Source organism: Aquirufa sp. TARAVU-A1A, from assembly GCF_054558675.1.
The window spans coordinates 21,172-37,882 of record NZ_JBPXKP010000010.1 but is presented as its reverse complement, the minus strand read 5'-3'; the positions used below and the strand labels follow the sequence as shown (position 1 = coordinate 37,882).

12 protein-coding genes and 1 tRNA gene are annotated in these 16,711 nt (G+C 45.2%); 6 read left to right on the top strand and 7 right to left on the bottom strand.

The features are described 5' to 3' along the window. Positions 1-172 precede the first annotated feature (172 nt). Positions 173-249, bottom strand: a tRNA-Asp gene (locus V7S75_RS11960). A gap of 267 nt (positions 250-516) precedes the next feature. On the opposite strand from V7S75_RS11960, the gene V7S75_RS11955 reads away from it, so the two are divergent. The 4 genes from V7S75_RS11955 (at position 517) to V7S75_RS11940 (ending at position 4,222) form a co-directional block, all read left to right on the top strand. Continuing rightward, on the top strand, positions 517-1,044 hold the full coding sequence (locus tag V7S75_RS11955; protein ID WP_459514200.1) for a DinB family protein: 528 nt from the start codon (positions 517-519) through the stop codon (positions 1,042-1,044). A gap of 8 nt (positions 1,045-1,052) precedes the next feature. Then, the gene (gene dapF, locus V7S75_RS11950) at positions 1,053-1,820 is read left to right on the top strand and encodes a diaminopimelate epimerase (protein WP_459514198.1); all 768 of its coding nucleotides are present in this window, start codon (positions 1,053-1,055) and stop codon (positions 1,818-1,820) included. Between the two features lie 11 nt (positions 1,821-1,831). Further along, entirely contained in the window at positions 1,832-3,568 is a 1,737-nt protein-coding gene (locus tag V7S75_RS11945) for a phospho-sugar mutase (RefSeq protein WP_459514196.1), read from the top strand. A 189-nt stretch (positions 3,569-3,757) separates the two neighbouring features. After that, entirely contained in the window at positions 3,758-4,222 is a 465-nt protein-coding gene (locus tag V7S75_RS11940; protein WP_459514194.1) for a PIN domain-containing protein, read from the top strand. Between the two features lie 307 nt (positions 4,223-4,529). On the opposite strand, the gene V7S75_RS11935 is transcribed toward V7S75_RS11940, so the two are convergent. The 4 genes from V7S75_RS11935 to V7S75_RS11920 form a co-directional block, all read right to left on the bottom strand. Then, complete coding sequence (locus V7S75_RS11935; protein ID WP_459514192.1) at positions 4,530-6,122, bottom strand: peptide chain release factor 3; 1,593 nt, start codon at positions 6,120-6,122, stop codon at positions 4,530-4,532. 424 nt (positions 6,123-6,546) lie between these two features. Beyond that, positions 6,547-7,995 carry an APC family permease gene (locus tag V7S75_RS11930; protein WP_459514190.1) on the bottom strand — a complete coding sequence of 483 codons (1,449 nt, stop codon included), beginning with the start codon at positions 7,993-7,995 and terminating at the stop codon, positions 6,547-6,549. Between the two features lie 63 nt (positions 7,996-8,058). Then, positions 8,059-10,983 (bottom strand): protein translocase subunit SecDF, encoded by a 2,925-nt coding sequence (gene secDF, locus V7S75_RS11925; RefSeq protein ID WP_459514189.1) that lies wholly within the window; start codon positions 10,981-10,983, stop codon positions 8,059-8,061. A gap of 116 nt (positions 10,984-11,099) precedes the next feature. Next, on the bottom strand, positions 11,100-11,426 hold the full coding sequence (locus V7S75_RS11920; RefSeq protein ID WP_459514187.1) for a hypothetical protein: 327 nt from the start codon (positions 11,424-11,426) through the stop codon (positions 11,100-11,102). Between the two features lie 83 nt (positions 11,427-11,509). On the opposite strand from V7S75_RS11920, the gene nadC reads away from it, so the two are divergent. Further along, on the top strand, positions 11,510-12,364 hold the full coding sequence (gene nadC, locus V7S75_RS11915) for a carboxylating nicotinate-nucleotide diphosphorylase (protein WP_459514185.1): 855 nt from the start codon (positions 11,510-11,512) through the stop codon (positions 12,362-12,364). Beyond that, entirely contained in the window at positions 12,361-13,347 is a 987-nt protein-coding gene (gene nadA, locus V7S75_RS11910) for a quinolinate synthase NadA (protein WP_459514184.1), read from the top strand. The genes nadC and nadA overlap by 4 nt, the downstream gene beginning before the upstream one ends. Before the next feature lie 136 nt (positions 13,348-13,483). Here nadA and V7S75_RS11905 read toward each other — a convergent pair whose 3' ends face one another. Both V7S75_RS11905 and V7S75_RS11900 read right to left on the bottom strand, forming a co-directional pair. Then, a complete protein-coding gene (locus V7S75_RS11905; protein WP_459514183.1) occupies positions 13,484-13,951 on the bottom strand; it encodes a RidA family protein in 468 nt (155 codons plus the stop codon). Beyond that, positions 13,951-16,578 carry an MGH1-like glycoside hydrolase domain-containing protein gene (locus V7S75_RS11900; RefSeq protein ID WP_459514181.1) on the bottom strand — a complete coding sequence of 876 codons (2,628 nt, stop codon included), beginning with the start codon at positions 16,576-16,578 and terminating at the stop codon, positions 13,951-13,953. The genes V7S75_RS11905 and V7S75_RS11900 overlap by 1 nt, the downstream gene beginning before the upstream one ends. Between the last annotated feature and the right edge of the window lie 133 nt (positions 16,579-16,711).

Sequence of the window (16,711 nt, the reverse complement as noted above, 5' to 3'; positions counted from 1 at the left end):
GCGACTACCGATAATTTAAAGCCTAAATTGTAATCACGCTGATTGCGCTTTTGAGGTCTGACTTGATCCTCTGATGTATTCTTTTCCATAAGTCGATTTTATGTCAACTTATTTTAGGACGGGACATAAGTACAAAAAAAGCCTCAGATTTCTCTGAGGCTTTTCTCTTAGTTGGCGGTCCGGACGGGACTCGAACCCGCGACCCCATGCGTGACAGGCATGTATTCTAACCAACTGAACTACCGGACCGTCTTGTAATTGGTGGCACAAAATTAGGGAAATTCTGCTTGGATGCAATAGATGCGTGAAAAAAAATATGAAAAAATTAGGGGCCGTGGGGATGCGCACGCTTATCCAACTGAAAATCACGGCTTTGGCGAATCAGCATACCTTCAATAAAAAATCAATTTCTTGATTCGCTTTATCAGTTCTATGCTTCCCATTTTCCTTTTTCCCCTGTACCTTTGATAAAGCTTGAATGATTACCCTAGGTAAACGAATAAACCCATCGACACCATGCATTTCCCTGCCAACTACGAATACCCGAACGCACCCTATTTCGCCGAATACTTGGATTTCCCCGCAGATGCAAATCTCTTTGAGGTATATGAAGCCCAAACGGCTGAAATCCTGCATATCTATCAGGGCCTAACAGAGCAAGACGGCAATTACGCCTACGCAACTGGCAAATGGAGCCTCAAACAAACCTTGGGACACATGATCGATACCGAACGCATCTTTTCCTACCGCGCCTTAGCGATCAGTCGGGGAGAGACGCAATCCCTACCCGGTTTCGACGAGAATGCCTACATGCTACAAGCTGGCTATGAAAACCAGACTTTGGCACAAGTCATCGAACAATACGAAGCGGTTCGCAAGGCCAATGTCTTGTTTATGAGCTCCTTGACAGAAACGCAGGCGAATCAATTAGGGCAGGCCAACGGTAATTCGATTTCCGTCCGAGCGCTGTGTTGGATGATCGCCGGACACGAAAAACATCATCTTAACGTCATTCGAGCACGATACTTTCCACATTTTTCTTAAATTGGGTCATGCAATTTTACAAATACCAAGGAACCGGAAACGATTTTGTCATCATCGACGACCGAAATCAAGCTTTTAACCTCGATACCCAAGCGATTGCGCAATTGTGCCACCGCCGATTTGGAATCGGTGCGGATGGCTTGATGTTGCTCCAAATGGCTGAAGGTTACGATTTCCGCATGGTTTATTTTAATTCCGACGGCACCGAGGGAACGATGTGTGGAAATGGCGGCCGTTGTTTGGTACGCTTTGCCGCAGATTTAGGCATCGTACAAGAAAAAGCACACTTTATCGCGGTGGATGGCCCGCATTTGGCCTATATCACACCCTCAACAATCTCCTTGCAGATGCAAGATGTGGCGAATATCGCACAGCACGATGACGATTATTTTACCAATACCGGCTCACCGCATGTGGTGCGTTACGTCCAACAGGTGCAATTCACCGACGTGAAGAACATCGGCGCAGCGATCCGTTATTCGGAGGCTTATCAAGGCCAACATGGCACCAACGTGAATTTCGTGGAGAAATTAGATCCCCAAACCCTCTTCGTTCGGACCTACGAGCGCGGCGTGGAAGACGAGACCTATTCCTGCGGAACGGGCGTGACGGCAGCGGCTTTGGTATCCAATACCACCAAAGGTATGCCTAGCCCCATTCAAATCAAGACTTTAGGTGGTGAATTAGCCGTGCAATTCGAAGGAAACAGCACAGACGGATTTACCCAAATATTTTTAATTGGCCCTGCCAAACACGTATTTACTGGAGAAATTTAAGCGATTAGAATATGACATTTGACGCAACGACCCAAGCAAACATCGACCAATGGTTAAACGGCCCCTATGACGCCGAAACCAAAACACAAATTCAAGCGATGATCGCTGCCGGCGAACAGACCGCTTTGACGGATTCCTTCTACAAATCCCTGGAATTTGGGACGGGCGGCATGCGCGGCGAGATGGGCGTGGGTTGCAACCGCATGAATCAATACACCGTGGGTGCTGCGACACAAGGTTTTGCGAATTACCTGAACAAATGTCTACCTAACCAAAAAATCAAAGTGGCGATCGCGCACGATTCCCGCAATAATTCTCCGGAATTCACGCGCATCGCAGCGAATATCTTCACCGCAAATGGCATTGAGGTCTATCTCTTCCCTGCCTTGCGCCCTACCCCGCAGCTATCGTTCACCGTACGCGAGTTGGGCTGCCAAGCCGGTTTGGTGATCACCGCATCCCACAACCCAAAAGAATACAATGGCTACAAGGCTTATTGGGCCGATGGCTCTCAGGTCGTAGCGCCGCATGACAAGAACATCGTTGCGGAGGTAAATGCCATTTCATCGGTTGCCGACATCAAATTTGAGGGCAATGATTCCCTTTTACATTTATTGGACGAATCCATCGATGCGGCATATTTGACAACCATCCAAGCGAATTGTCGGAAGCCAGACGTCATCCAACGTCAAAAAGACATTAAAATCGTCTTCTCTCCTATCCACGGAACGGGAATAACCTTAGTACCCAAAGCATTAGACCTATTAGGATTTGAGGCCGTTACGGTTGTGGAAGAGCAAGCGATTCCCAACGGAAATTTCCCTACTGTCGTATATCCTAATCCGGAGGAAAAAGAAGCGATGACTTTGGCCTTAAACAAAGCCAAAGCGATCGATGCGGATTTAGTGATTGCCACGGACCCTGACGCGGATCGCGTGGGTGCAGCCGTGAAAAATCAGCACGGCGAATGGGTACTGTTGAACGGTAACCAAATGGCCAGTTTGATTCTGTACTACCTATTGAAAGTAACAGATTTAAAAGGCAATGAATTTGTGGCCAAAACGATTGTGACCACGGATTTGATCGATAAAATGTGTACTTCCAAAGGCGTGCCATGTTACAATACCTTGACCGGATTTAAATACATCGCGCAGGTCATCCGCGAGTTGGAGGGCAAAGAAAAGTTCATCGGAGGTGGCGAAGAGTCCTACGGCTATTTAATTGGCGATGCAGTCCGCGACAAAGACGCGGTGGCCTCCTGTGCCATGATCGCAGAATTAACGGCTTACGCGAAAGATCAGGGCAAATCCCTGTTCGACTTCTTAGCCGAAATGTACATTGAGAATAATTTCTATTACGAAGGCTTAATTTCCCTAACCAAAAAGGGCAAAGCTGGTGCTGAGGAAATCAAGCAAATGATGATCAATTTGCGTTCAAATGTTCCTGCATCCGTGGCGGGTTCTAAACCGGTAACCGTATTGGACTACGAAGGCCTCGTTTCGACGGACCTTTTGACGGGCAAACAAACGCCTATCACCGTTGGCCGTGGCATCGAAGCCTCCAATGTAATCCAACTCATCCTTGCAGATGGCTCCAAAGTCTCCGCGCGTCCATCCGGCACAGAACCGAAGATTAAGTTCTATGTATCGGTGAATGCTCCTTTGGCATCCGCAGCTGATTTCGATAAGACCTTTGCTGCTTTGCAGGAGAAGGTTGGGGTGATTCAGAAGGATCTGGGGTTAGTTTAGAGGTTAGAAGTTAGAGGTTAGAGGTAAGAGGTAAGAGGTAGGAGATTTGGCTTTGGAAAACTTTGTAGAGACGCGATACTTCGCGTCTTTTTTTATGTTCAGAATAGAGCTTTTTAATTAACCAAGAACCTGATTTTCATTATCAGTTTTCTACTTCTATTACATTTCTAATAGCTAGTAATTGCGTGCATGAATCTAACTGATATACCTGCACGCTATTATTTCGACACATCTATTTTTGGTGGTTATTTTGATGATGAATTTTCAGCGGAAACACGTGCCCTTTTTAACCAAGTCAATGAAGGGAAAATTATTTGTTTATTTTCAGATTTAATTGCGAAAGAATTAAATTCGGCTCCTAGCAGAGTTAGAGAACTTTTCGACAATTTACCTACACAATCCAAGGAGAGTTTACTCGTAAACCAAGAGATCGCAATTCTAGCGGAAGAATACATAAATCAAAAAGTGGTAGGAAAGACAAGTAGAGACGACTGCATACACATTGCTACAGCTACAATATATCATGCAAATGCACTTGTAAGTTGGAACTTTAAACATATCGTAAATTCGAATAGAATTATCGGATACAATCAAGTAAATTCACTGCATGGTTTGCCTGAAATAACTATTAAATCTCCAAGAGAAATCATATGAAAACTACCGAGGGTACTATAAAAGGCTATCATTGTGTAAAATCATTTCGAAGAATTAAAACTCGAATTAGCAAAGAATTAGAAGGGCTTTCAAATGAACAAATCCTCCAATATATTCAGGAAGGAAGCAAAGAGTTTCATGAGAAAATGAAGAAACTAAAATAATGTAGAGACGCGATACTTCGCGTCTAAATAGACAGGACCATGTAGAGACGCGATACCTCGCGTCTTTTTTCTTTATAACCCCAGGTTTGAACCTGGGGACTAGACGCGAGGTATCGCGTCTCTACAAAAATCGCCAACGTAAATTACGCCAACTTAAACTCACTCGTAAAGTGGAATTCAATCTCGGGATTATTCGTTTGGTTCATGCGAAGAATCCAGTCGGATTCCGCTAAGAACACGTAATTGCCATCCTTGTCTTGCGCGATGTTTTGGCCCTTCAAACGAACGAATTCTTGTAGTTTTTTCGGGTCTTCGGAGGTGATCCAACAAGCTTTTGTCACCGACATGCCATCAAAGCGACATTTCGCGCCATATTCATGCTCCAAACGGTATTGAATAACCTCATACTGCAGGTCTCCAACCGTTCCCACAATCTTCCGATTACCCAATTGGGGTTGCGTAAATAACTGGGCAACACCCTCGTCGGTGAGCTGATCGATCCCCTTCTCCAATTGCTTGGATTTCATTGGATCCAAATTGATCAATTCCTTGAAAATCTCCGGCGAGAAGCTCGGGATTCCTTGGTAGTTCATCACCTCCCCTTCGGTCAGCGTATCGCCAATTTTAAACGTACCCGTATCGTACAAACCGATTACATCCCCCGGGAATCCTTCCTCCACGACCTCTTTATCCTGCGCCATGAAATTATAAGGATTCGCGAAGCGAACGTTCTTCTTCAAACGAATATGTTGGTAAAAGGTATTGCGATGAAACACGCCCGAACAAATGCGCAAGAACGCAATCCGGTCACGGTGCTTCGGATCCAAATTCGCGTGAATCTTAAATACGAATCCTGTAAATTTCTTCTCATTGGGTTCCACCACACGCACATCCGTACCACGTGCTTGGGTGGGAGGAGCGATTTTGGTAAACGTATCCAACAATTCTTGGATACCAAAGTTATTGACCGCCGAGCCAAAAAACACCGGCGCCAAATCACCTCGTAAATATTCTTCTCTGTCAAAGGTTTCGTAAACGCCCTCGATCAAATCAACATCTTCACGTAACTGGTTCGCATCACGCTCACCCACACGCGCATCCAATTCCGGGGTTGCGATATCAACCGACACGACATTCTTTTCAATCTTTGTTTTATTCGCTGAGAACAAGTTCAGGGAACGATCCAACAAATGGTAAACGCCTTTGAAGTTTTGGCCCATATTAATTGGCCACGTCAACGGACGTACCGAGATGCCTAATTTCTGTTCTAATTCGTCCAGTAGATCAAACGGGTTTTGGCCCTCACGGTCCATTTTATTGATGAAAATAATCACGGGCGTCTTGCGCATGCGACAAACTTCCATCAATCGTTCTGTTTGTTCCTCGACACCCTTCACGCAGTCAATCACCAAAATCACGGAATCCACGGCCGTCAAAGTCCGATAGGTATCCTCCGCAAAGTCCTTGTGACCCGGCGTATCCAAGATGTTAATTTTCACATCATTGTACTCAAAAGTCATCACGGACGTCGCCACCGAGATCCCTCTTTGGCGCTCGATTTCCATGAAGTCGGAGGTCGCCCCCTTCTTAATTTTATTCGATTTTACAGCACCTGCCGTTTGAATAGCCCCTCCAAAGAGTAGCAATTTTTCTGTCAGGGTTGTTTTTCCCGCATCGGGGTGAGAGATGATACCAAAGGTCCGTCGTTTGGCAATTTCCGCGTCAAGCTTTTGCATAATGATAAATCAAGCTGCAAAAATACGCCAAAAATAACTCTTTGGCAAACGATGTAGAGACGCGATACTTCGCGTCTGAAACCAAAATGTAGAGACGCGATACTTCGCGTCTGAAACCAAAATGTAGAGACGCGATACCTCGCGTCTGAAACCCAAACTGTAGAGACGCGATACTTCGCGTCTGAAACCCAAACTGTAGAGACGCGATACTTCGCGTCTGAAACCAAAATGTAGAGACGCGATACTTCGCGTCTGAAACCAAAATGTAGAGACGCGATACTTCGCGTCTTATAAAACAATAGACGCGAGGTATCGCGTCTCTACAATAATCGGCGCGAAAAGCGCCTCAACCTTTGGCAAAGCGCGAAGCTTTGCCAAAGAGAAAAAGCCCATAAAAAAAGCCCCTAACTCAGGGGCTTTTCCATTACTCTCTCGTATTCAAGTGCGACTTCGGTCGGCCGTACAAGAAGTAGACCACCAAACCAAACACCAACCATGCTAACGCGAATAGTTGGGCTGTCCGACCTAAATTCAAAATCAAAAAGGTATTCACCAAGATTCCCAAAGGAGCCACAATGTTCAAACCTGAAACCTTGAATGGACGATCACGGTTTGGATCGCGGAAACGTAAAATCCATACCGCTAAACAAACCATCGTAAAGGCAAATAAAGTACCAAAGCTTGTCATATCACCCAATAATGAAATTGGGGTAAAACCAGCTACGATCGAAACCACAGCACCTACTAATATCGTCGATTTCCAAGGTGTCTTGAACGTCGGGTGAACCTCCGCAAAGAACTTGGGCAATAATCCATCCTTCGCCATGCCTAAGAAGACACGCGTTTGGCCTAACATCATCACCAACATCACCGAAAGCAAACCTGCTGTCGCCGCTGCCGTAATCAAAAATACCGCCCAGGGCTGACCTGAAGCCTCAAATGCATACGCAACCGGTGCTTTCAACGCCGGACCCGTGATGTCTTTGTAGTTAATCATACCGGTTAACACCAAAGAAACTGCGATGTATAGAATCGTACAGATCAACAACGATGCAATGATCGCGAATGGCATATCTTTCTTCGGATTGATCGCCTCACCCGCTTGGGTTGAAACCGCATCAAATCCAATGTATGCAAAGAAAATCGCCGACGCACCTGATATGATACCACCCCAACCATACGCTGGCAACATCTCACCATTCTCATGTTGTACCAACGTTTCCTCCGGAATAAATGGAGTCCAGTTAGCCACATTAATGTAAAACGCACCCATGATGATCACAAACAAGATCACCGCTACTTTCAAGACCACGATTAAATTGTTCGCACTCGCCGCTTCTTTGATCCCTTTAACCAAGATCCAAGTCACAAACCAAACAATCACCAAGGCCGGTAAATTCACCGCAGCACCGCCAAATGACACCGGGTCATTGGTTAAGTTTTCCGGCAAATGTAGCCCAAAGAGGTGCAAGAGTTTATTAAAATAGCCCGACCACGATACTGCAACGGTCATCGCACCCATGGCGTACTCGAGGATAAGTCCCCAACCGATAATCCAGGCAAACAATTCACCTACGGTTCCGTAAGCATAGGCATAGGCACTACCCTCTACCGGTAACATCGCCGCAAATTCGGCATAGCAAAGCGCGGCAAAAATACAGCCGATACCTGCAATAATGAATGAAATCGCTAAGGCAGGTCCTGCGTGAAAATGCGCGGCTGTTCCTGTTAATACAAAAACACCCCCACCAATAATCGCACCGATACCAATCGCCGTTAGGCTCCATTTTCCCAATACGCGCTTGAGCTCGCTTTTTTGCATGTCTTGCTCAAACATGTGCATGGGTTTCTTTCTCCAGATACTGTTGTTCATAGTTGATTAATTTGTTGGAATATATAAATGCCGGTCACCCTTTCGAGCAACCGGCATGAGAACTTATTTCTTTGGTTTCGAAGATGTTCCTAAGTCGATTACGATTGGCGCCGCTACAAAAATAGAAGAATATGCACCAAATACAACCCCGACGAACATCGCGAATGAGAATCCACGTAATACATCACCTCCGAAAATCAATAACACCGTTACTACCAAGAATACCGTTGTTGCTGTCATCACCGTACGTGACATCGTATGGTTAATTGACTCATTGATCGTTTTGATCATCAAGGCCTTATTACCCAAATCTGGATTCACACCGATTTCCTCACGGATACGGTCAAATACGACCACGGTATCGTTAATTGAATAACCAATAACCGTCAAGACCGCCGCGATGAATACTTGGTCAATTTCCAATTCGAAACCGAACAAACGAACGATACCTACCATACCCAATACCACTAACGTATCGTGTAACAAGGCAACAATACCGCCTAATGAATATTGCCACTTACGGAAACGAATCAAGATGTAAATAAAGATCGCAATCAATGCATAGAAAATCGATACAAAAGATTGCATCAAAATATCATCCGCAACTGTTGCGCCTACTTTCGACTCCGACAATACTTTTGGAGAAGCTGAGGCAAAATCCTTCAAACCTGTTTCCAATGCCGAACGTACTTTGTTGTTCGCAACAATCGACTCATCTTCTACTAAGTAAGAGGTAGTCACCTTCAATTTCGTAGGACCGTTGAAAGTCTTCACCTCTACGCCTTTTCCACCGAAATCATCCGCCAAAGCTTCTTTTACTTTATCCGTAGGAACTGCTTGGTTAAACTCAACCACATACGAACGTCCACCTTTGAAGTCCACACCTAAGTTGAAACCACCTTGCATAATCACAACGATCGCACCTGCAGCGATTAACAACCAAGAGAACCAGTATGAATACTTACGTTTTCCGATGAAATCAAAGTTCATGCCTTTGAACAAATCACGTGAGATAAATGTCTCAAACGTCATTTCTTTCTCTTTACCAGCTTTGATCGCACGTTTTGCCATCCAATCTACCAACAAGTGTGAAATATAAACCGCAGTAAATACTGATGTAACCAAACCGATACAAAGCGTTACCCCAAATCCTTTCACAGAACCTGAACCGAAGATGATCAAAATCACACCGATCAATACCGTCGTGATATTACCATCCAAAATCGCGCTTAATGCTTTCTCGTAACCTACATTGATTGCTTCTAATAAACCTTTTCCTTTGTGTAACTCCTCACGAATACGTTCGTTGATCAATACGTTGGCATCCACCGCCATACCCAATGTCAACACGATACCTGCGATACCTGGCAAGGTCAAAGCGGCTTGGATTTGAACCAATACACCCGCGATGAAGAATACGTTGAAGAACAAAGCCAAATTCGCCATCCAACCTGGAGCGCCATAGTAACCGACCATGAATACGATAACCAATAACAAACCTAATAACATCGACATGTATCCTTGGTTGATCGCCTCCGCACCCAAAGATGGACCTACGAATGCATCTTCCACGATACGTGTTGGAGCTGGCAATTTACCTGCTTTCAATACGTTCGCTAAATCTTTTGCTTCCTCTACCGTGAAACTTCCTGAGATCGAAGAACGACCGCCTGGAATTTCTCCGTTAATTACTGGAGCAGAATACACGTAACCATCTAATACAATCGCAATACGACGACCGATGTTCGCGCCTGTCAAGTTTTTCCAGATACGAGCACCTGTTCCGTTCATGGACATCGTTACTTCAGCACGACCTGTTTGGTCAAAATCTTGTGCAGCATCTGTAATCACATCACCTTCCAAAGGAGCCTTTTGGCCTTCCGCTTGTTTCAAAGCTTCCAATGCTAAAATCTCATCGCCATTCGTTGCAGGAACACCTTTCGCTGCCCAAGCAAATTTCAAATTCGCTGGGAAGAAACCTTTCACATCTGCACGACGGAATAATGCGTTTACACGCGCTGTATCTTTTACATAAACACCGATACCGTTACCCATTTGGATAAACAATTTCGTCAAAGCAGAACCTGATGTATCTGCCTTTGCTTTTCCTGCTGAATCCTTCGCAGGAGCTGCTAATTGAGATGCCAACGCATTCGTTGCTGTATCTTTCGCCGCCGGAGCTGCTGCTGAAGCCGCAACGGCTGGAGCTTTCGCCTCACGCTCTAAAATCGCGCCTAACGCATTTAAACCTGAACCATATTCGTTCAATTCATAACACTCAACAAATTCTAATTTCGCTGCACCGGATAATAATTTACGTGCACGCTCTGGGTTCTCTACCCCTGGCAATTCTACTTGAATACGGTTTGAACCTGGTAAACGTTGGATGTTTGGGTTCGCAACACCAAATTTGTCAATACGCGCTTGGATAATTTTGTATACACGATCTACCGCTCCGTCGATCTCCGCATCAATCACACGCTTCACTTGCGCATCTGATGAAGTAGAAGAGATTTTTCCACGGTTAACCGAGTTTGAGAATACAGAAGCCAACGATTGCTTCGGAGCAATACGCGCAAATGCCTCGTAGAACAACTCATTAAACGATGACGTCGAAGTCGCTTGTGCAGCACTTGCCTCTGCTAAAGCCTTCTCGAAATTCGGGTCGTTTGATTGTCCAGAAAGAGCACGCAAGATTTCTACCGGAGAAACCTCTAATACCGCGTGTAAACCACCTTCTAAGTCAAGACCTTTTTGCAAAGCATATTGCGTAACTTCTTGTAAGGTATATCCGATGTAAACCGGTTGTTTCCAAAGGGAATCAATGAAATGCAAACGCTTCGCTGCATCTACTTTGCCATCGGCTGTAGTCGCATATTGAATGGCTTGTTCTTTTAATTGGTTTGACTTCCATGTAAACGATAGGAAGAAAATACATAAGGCTGAAATAATCGTAGACAGCCAAATAACGGCACTTTTGTAACGCATAACTTTAAATTAAATTGTAAATAAAAATTGTAAATGAATGGTGAGTAGTGAAAGGTAGCGCATAAATCCGGACTATTTTCCTCCGGACTTCGGACTACCTCCCTTCGGACTCATACTCACGGCGCCAGCGTGGCAATAAATTGAGTTAATAAAATTCGCATGAATTGCGTCCGATGGACCACCGAAGGCAATTTAATGGATGAGGAAGAAACCTTCGCGATGATTACCTGAAGGCTTGGAAATACAAAATCCTGTGGAAAATCGAGTTGGGTGCTAGAGCTTGTTTGGTATACATGCTGTTCCGCAACTTGAATCGTCTTTTGTTGTTTCTCCGTTTTTACCTTTGCTTGGTCGGCCTTAACGAACGTTATTGGTTTAGCCACGAGCCAAAACAGCACGGGCATAAACAACAATAAATGAAATACGTTTACCTTCTTTTGCATGATAAGTAGCAAAAATAGGATAATTTTCTTAGAAATCAATTCGGAATGGAATTTTCGTAAATTTGCCTTTCGAAAAAATCGCCATGTTCAATTATTTAGAACCACATTACGTTCAAGCTTTTATCCAAGCTGCCCTCGCGGAGGACATTGGCGATGGAGATCACACCTCCCTTTCCACCGTCCCTGCTGATGCGACAGGTACGGCGCAATTGCTCGTGAAAGACCGGGGAATTCTCGCAGGGGTAGAATTAGCCTTGGCGATTTTCAAGGAAGTGGACGCGGCCCTACAGGTGAAAGTCTTCATCCACGATGGCATTTGGATCGAACCGGGTCAAGTCGTTTTGGAAGTAACAGGTTCCTCCCAATCCATTTTAAAAGCAGAACGTTTGGTATTAAACTGCATGCAAAGGATGTCGGGAATCGCGACATACACGCGCTCATTAGTTAATATTTTAGAAGGTACGCGTACCAAATTATTGGATACGCGGAAGACGACGCCCAACTTTCGTTTGGCGGAAAAATGGGCCTGCAAGATTGGTGGCGCAGTAAATCACCGCTATGGCTTGTTCGACATGATCCTGATCAAAGACAATCACGTCGACTTTGCGGGTGGAATCAAATCGGCTTTAGAAAAAGCATTTACCTACAATGCGTCCTTACCAGAACCTTTAGCGATTGAAATCGAAGTGCGCAACGAAGACGAATTAGACCAGGTATTGGCTATCGGCGGCGTTCAACGTATCATGTTGGACAATTTCAGCCCCGATCGCCTCCGCGCTGCCATCCGAAAAATTGACGGTCGGTTCGTAACCGAAGCCTCCGGTGGAATTAATGAACAAACACTCCGCGCCTATGGCGAAACGGGAGTAGATTACATATCTGTAGGTGCCTTAACGCACCAAGTGAAAAGTTTAGACCTTAGCCTCAAAGCGAAATGAATTTAATCGACGAAGCCAAATCCGTTGGGTACATCGCCCGCTCGACCCCCAAAGGTGTTGAGTTAATTACCGAAATCCAGCGCCTGAAAAAGGAGAAAAACGCTGTGATTTTAGCTCATTATTATGTGGATGGAGAAATCCAAGAATTAGCTGATTATGTTGGCGATTCCCTCGGTTTGTCCCAAGCAGCGGAAAAAACAGAGGCCGATTTAATCGTCTTCTGTGGCGTGCATTTCATGGGTGAAACAGCTAAAATCCTAAACCCAAGCAAAAAGGTGGTGGTTCCCGACTTCAACGCGGGATGTTCTTTAGCGGATTCGGTTCCTGCTTCGGAATTCGCAGCCTTAAAAGCAGCCCATCCCGATGCTATTGTCGTTTCCTATATAAACTGCTCAGCCGAAATTAAGGCGATGACCGACATCATTTGCACCTCGTCCAATGCGGTCCAAATCGTCGAGTCCATTCCAGCGGATCGTGAAATCATCTTCGCACCGGATGCGAATTTAGGTCGCTACGTGGCACACAAAACCGGTCGGGAATTGATTCTGTGGGAAGGTGCTTGCATGGTGCACATCGATATTTCGTTGGAGAAATTAGCGGCCTTGAAAAAGGAATACCCAGACGCTTTGTTGATCGCCCACCCAGAATGCAAGGAAATCATCTTGAAAGAAGCGGATTACGTAGGCTCTACGACTGCTTTGTTGAAATACGTGGAAACCTCCTCAAACTCAACGTTCATTGTAGCTACCGAGGCAGGCATCATGCACAAAATGAAGCAAGCTGTGCCACACAAGCATTTGATTCCGGCACCGTCGAATGAACAAAACACCTGTGCGTGTTCCGAATGTCCTTACATGAAAATGAATACTTTGGAGAAGTTGTACAATGCCTTGTACTACGAATTACCTGAAATCAATTTGGAAGAATCCATCCGCGTGCCGGCGTATAAGGCGCTGAAGGCGATGTTGGAGATTTCTGCTTAGTTTAGACGCGATACTTCGCGTCTATAGACTCTTTGGCAAAGCTTACAGCATTGCCAAAGTTTGAGGCGCTTTGCGCCGATTCCCCAGACTAAAGTCTGGGGTTATAACCTGGGGAGTTGACGCGAGTATCGCGTCTCTACACGTCTAGCTCAAACATCGCCTCAATCTCCACCGGGATATTATCCGGCAATGTCCCCATACCCACGGCAGAGCGAACACCGATGCCGTTTTCTTCGCCCCAAACTTTGGCAAATAATTCTGAACAGCCATTAATCACATAGGGATGACGTAAAAAATCATCCGTCGCATTCACCATCCCCAACACCTTAATTACACGTTTTACCCGATTCAAGGAACCTAATTGTGCCTTTAAAGTGGCTAAAATGGTTAGACCCACTTGTTGGGCAGCAAGCTTTCCCGCCTCGATGTCCATATCTGCACCGATCCGACCGATGATCAAGGACGAATCTGGCAAGACGGGTCCGTGACCTGACACATAATAGAATTCGCCTACCTGCAAACCCGGTTTATAAACCCCTAAAGGTTTCGGTGCAGGAGGTAAAACTAGGCCTAAAGCCGCAAAACGTTCTTCGGGTGTTTGCATTATTTCTTATGTAATTGAAGGATAATTTCAGAAATTAAGCCGGTCCATCCCGTTTGATGATTCGCCCCCAAGCCCTTTCCGGTATCTCCGTCAAAGTACTCAAAGAACAAATGGGAATCTTCATGTAATTTCTCATGCCCATCGTACATCGGCACAACGCCCTTTTCATTCGGCACAAACATGGCCAATAAGCGACGAGAAACGCCCTCAGCAGCATCTTTAATATTCATCATTTCGCCGGAATTCGTAGGGAATTCCACCTCATAATCCGAACCATAATAATCAGAGAACTTGCTCAAGGAATCCAAAATCAAATAATTCATCGGAAACCAAATCGGGCCACGCCAGTTGGAGTTCCCCCCAAACATACTGCCCGTCGACTCCGCCGGCGTATAATCCACCTGCAGCGTTCCGCCTTCAAAGGCAAATATATACGGATGCTCTTTATGATATTTCGATAAGGAACGAATGCCATAATCCGATAAAAATTCCGTCTCATCAAACATCCGCTTCATAATCATCTTCATCCGGTGACCACGCAAGATCGAAAGCAAACGACTCTCCCCTTTGCCCGGCTCATACCAGCGCGAAATCAAACTCGCCAAATCTGGTCGGTTGTTCAATACCCATTCCACACGACGTTTGAAGGCTGGTAATTTCTCCAACATATCCGAGGTCAACACCTCAACGGCAAATAGCGGAATCAAGCCCACCATCGAACGAACTTTTAATAATTCAGCAGACCCATCTTCCTTATGCAACATGTCATAATAGAATTGGTCGTCTTCATCCCATAAGTTTAACTTATCCCCACCGATCGACTGCATCGCACCGGCGATATGCAAGAAATGTTCGAAGAATTTGGACGCCATGTCTTGGTAAACGGGGTTTTCCAAGGCGATCTCACAGGCAATGCGCAACATATTTAAGCTGTACATCGCCATCCAACCGGTTCCATCCGCTTGTTCCAAGTGTCCACCCGTAGGCAATTGTGCCGAACGGTCAAACACCCCAATGTTATCCATTCCCAAGAAACCACCTCCAAAGATGTTATTTCCTCCCTCGTCTTTCAAATTCACCCACCAGGTGAAATTCAGCAATAATTTATGGAAAATACGCTCTAAGAATACGACATCCCCTTTACCCCCATTCATCTCCTTGTCGATCTCATAAACCTTCCAAGTCGCCCATGCATGCACCGGAGGATTCACATCCGAGAATGACCATTCATAGGCCGGAATCTGCCCATTCGGGTGCATGTAATATTCGCGCAGAATTACGGCTAATTGGCGTTTAGCAAAATCCGGATCCAAACGTGCCAAAGGCAAAGTATGGAAGGCCAAATCCCAAGCCGCAAACCATGGATATTCCCATTTATCGGGCATTGAAAGGATATTCGCCGCATACATATGGCGCCAGGTGCTGTTCCGACCGAGCTTCCGAGAAGCATCCGGTTTTGGCATGGCAGGATCCCCTTTGATCCACTCGAATACATTGTAATAATACCATTGTTTGGTCCACAACATACCCGCATAGGCCTGACGCTGCAAATTACGCATGCTCGCGTCCTGAATATCTTTTTGTAAATCTGCGTAAAAATCGTCCGCATCTTTCAATCGGGCTGCATAGATTTCATCAAAATCCGCGAAGGGTTCACGCAATGTCAAAGTCGTCAAACGCAAACGAAACACCTTCTTCCCTCCCGCCGGAATCTTGGCAGAATAACGCACAGATGCTTTGGTCCCAATATGATTCGGGTTTACCGCATGTTTATTTTTATTAACGATGTAATCGTTGATGCCATCTTTCGTGAAATGGGAAAGATTCGGCGAACCGTGTAAGCGCTCGAAATTGGTCTCATTGTCACAAAACAAGAACTCATCCGCATCCTCTGCATATAATTTAAAGCGGCCTACGACGCGATGATCTACCTCGATAAAGGAATGACCTACACCCGTCAACATCGGTTTATAATTATACTTTTCGTAGCCCCAGCACCAGGTATTCCGGTACCAAATCGTTGGCAAAACCGTGATCGGCGCCGCGACTTTCGAACGGTTTTCCACCGTTACTTGAATTAAAATATCTTGTTCATCCCCTTTGGCATATTCCATGGAGATGTCGAAAAACTCATTTTTATCGAAGATGCCCGTGTCCATCAACTCGTATTCCGGCTCTAAACGGCTGCGTTTTTTACTTTCGTCGATGAGTTTTTGATAGGGAAATGTTTGCTGCGGATACTTATACAGCATTTTTTGATACGAGTGCGTGGGCGTAGAATCTTGGTAATAATACAATTCCTTCACGTCTTCCCCGTGATTGGATTCATTACCCGTTAGGCCAAAAAAGCGTTCTTTTAAGATATGATCGCGGTGATTCCAAAAGGCAAAAGCAAAACAAACATGTTGTTTATTATCAGAAATTCCCCCGATTCCCTCTTCACCCCAGCGATAGGCTTTCGAGCGAGCCATGTCATGTGAAATCGTCTCCCAGGCATTTCCGCTGGCTGAATAATCTTCACGAACCGTACCCCACTGACGCTCTGTCAAGTAAGGCCCCCACTTTTTCCATCCTTTATTATCGTTACGAAGACTCAGTCGTTCGCGTTCAGCTCCCTTATTTGACATAAATTAATAAATGCTTAGGTGTTGATATGTAAGTAAACAACAAATATAGAATTTTTGGCGAAATTACCTTTTGTAGAAAAAGGACAAATGCGCAAGGAATGCAGGTGTTGTTCCGCTTTCTTTTTATATTCGA

What these genes read in the sequence shown, in the direction of transcription:
- V7S75_RS11900 (WP_459514181.1), bottom strand. Translation starts at nt 16,578, where the DNA reads ATGTCAAATAAGGGAGCTGAACGCGAACGACTGAGTCTTCGTAACGAT.
- V7S75_RS11955 (WP_459514200.1), top strand. Translation starts at nt 517, where the DNA reads ATGCATTTCCCTGCCAACTACGAATACCCGAACGCACCCTATTTCGCC.
- V7S75_RS11930 (WP_459514190.1), bottom strand. Translation starts at nt 7,995, where the DNA reads ATGAACAACAGTATCTGGAGAAAGAAACCCATGCACATGTTTGAGCAA.
- V7S75_RS11945 (WP_459514196.1), top strand. Translation starts at nt 1,832, where the DNA reads ATGACATTTGACGCAACGACCCAAGCAAACATCGACCAATGGTTAAAC.
- secDF (WP_459514189.1), bottom strand. Translation starts at nt 10,983, where the DNA reads ATGCGTTACAAAAGTGCCGTTATTTGGCTGTCTACGATTATTTCAGCC.
- nadA (WP_459514184.1), top strand. Translation starts at nt 12,361, where the DNA reads ATGAATTTAATCGACGAAGCCAAATCCGTTGGGTACATCGCCCGCTCG.
- V7S75_RS11935 (WP_459514192.1), bottom strand. Translation starts at nt 6,122, where the DNA reads ATGCAAAAGCTTGACGCGGAAATTGCCAAACGACGGACCTTTGGTATC.
- dapF (WP_459514198.1), top strand. Translation starts at nt 1,053, where the DNA reads ATGCAATTTTACAAATACCAAGGAACCGGAAACGATTTTGTCATCATC.
- V7S75_RS11940 (WP_459514194.1), top strand. Translation starts at nt 3,758, where the DNA reads ATGAATCTAACTGATATACCTGCACGCTATTATTTCGACACATCTATT.
- nadC (WP_459514185.1), top strand. Translation starts at nt 11,510, where the DNA reads ATGTTCAATTATTTAGAACCACATTACGTTCAAGCTTTTATCCAAGCT.
- V7S75_RS11905 (WP_459514183.1), bottom strand. Translation starts at nt 13,951, where the DNA reads ATGCAAACACCCGAAGAACGTTTTGCGGCTTTAGGCCTAGTTTTACCT.
- V7S75_RS11920 (WP_459514187.1), bottom strand. Translation starts at nt 11,426, where the DNA reads ATGCAAAAGAAGGTAAACGTATTTCATTTATTGTTGTTTATGCCCGTG.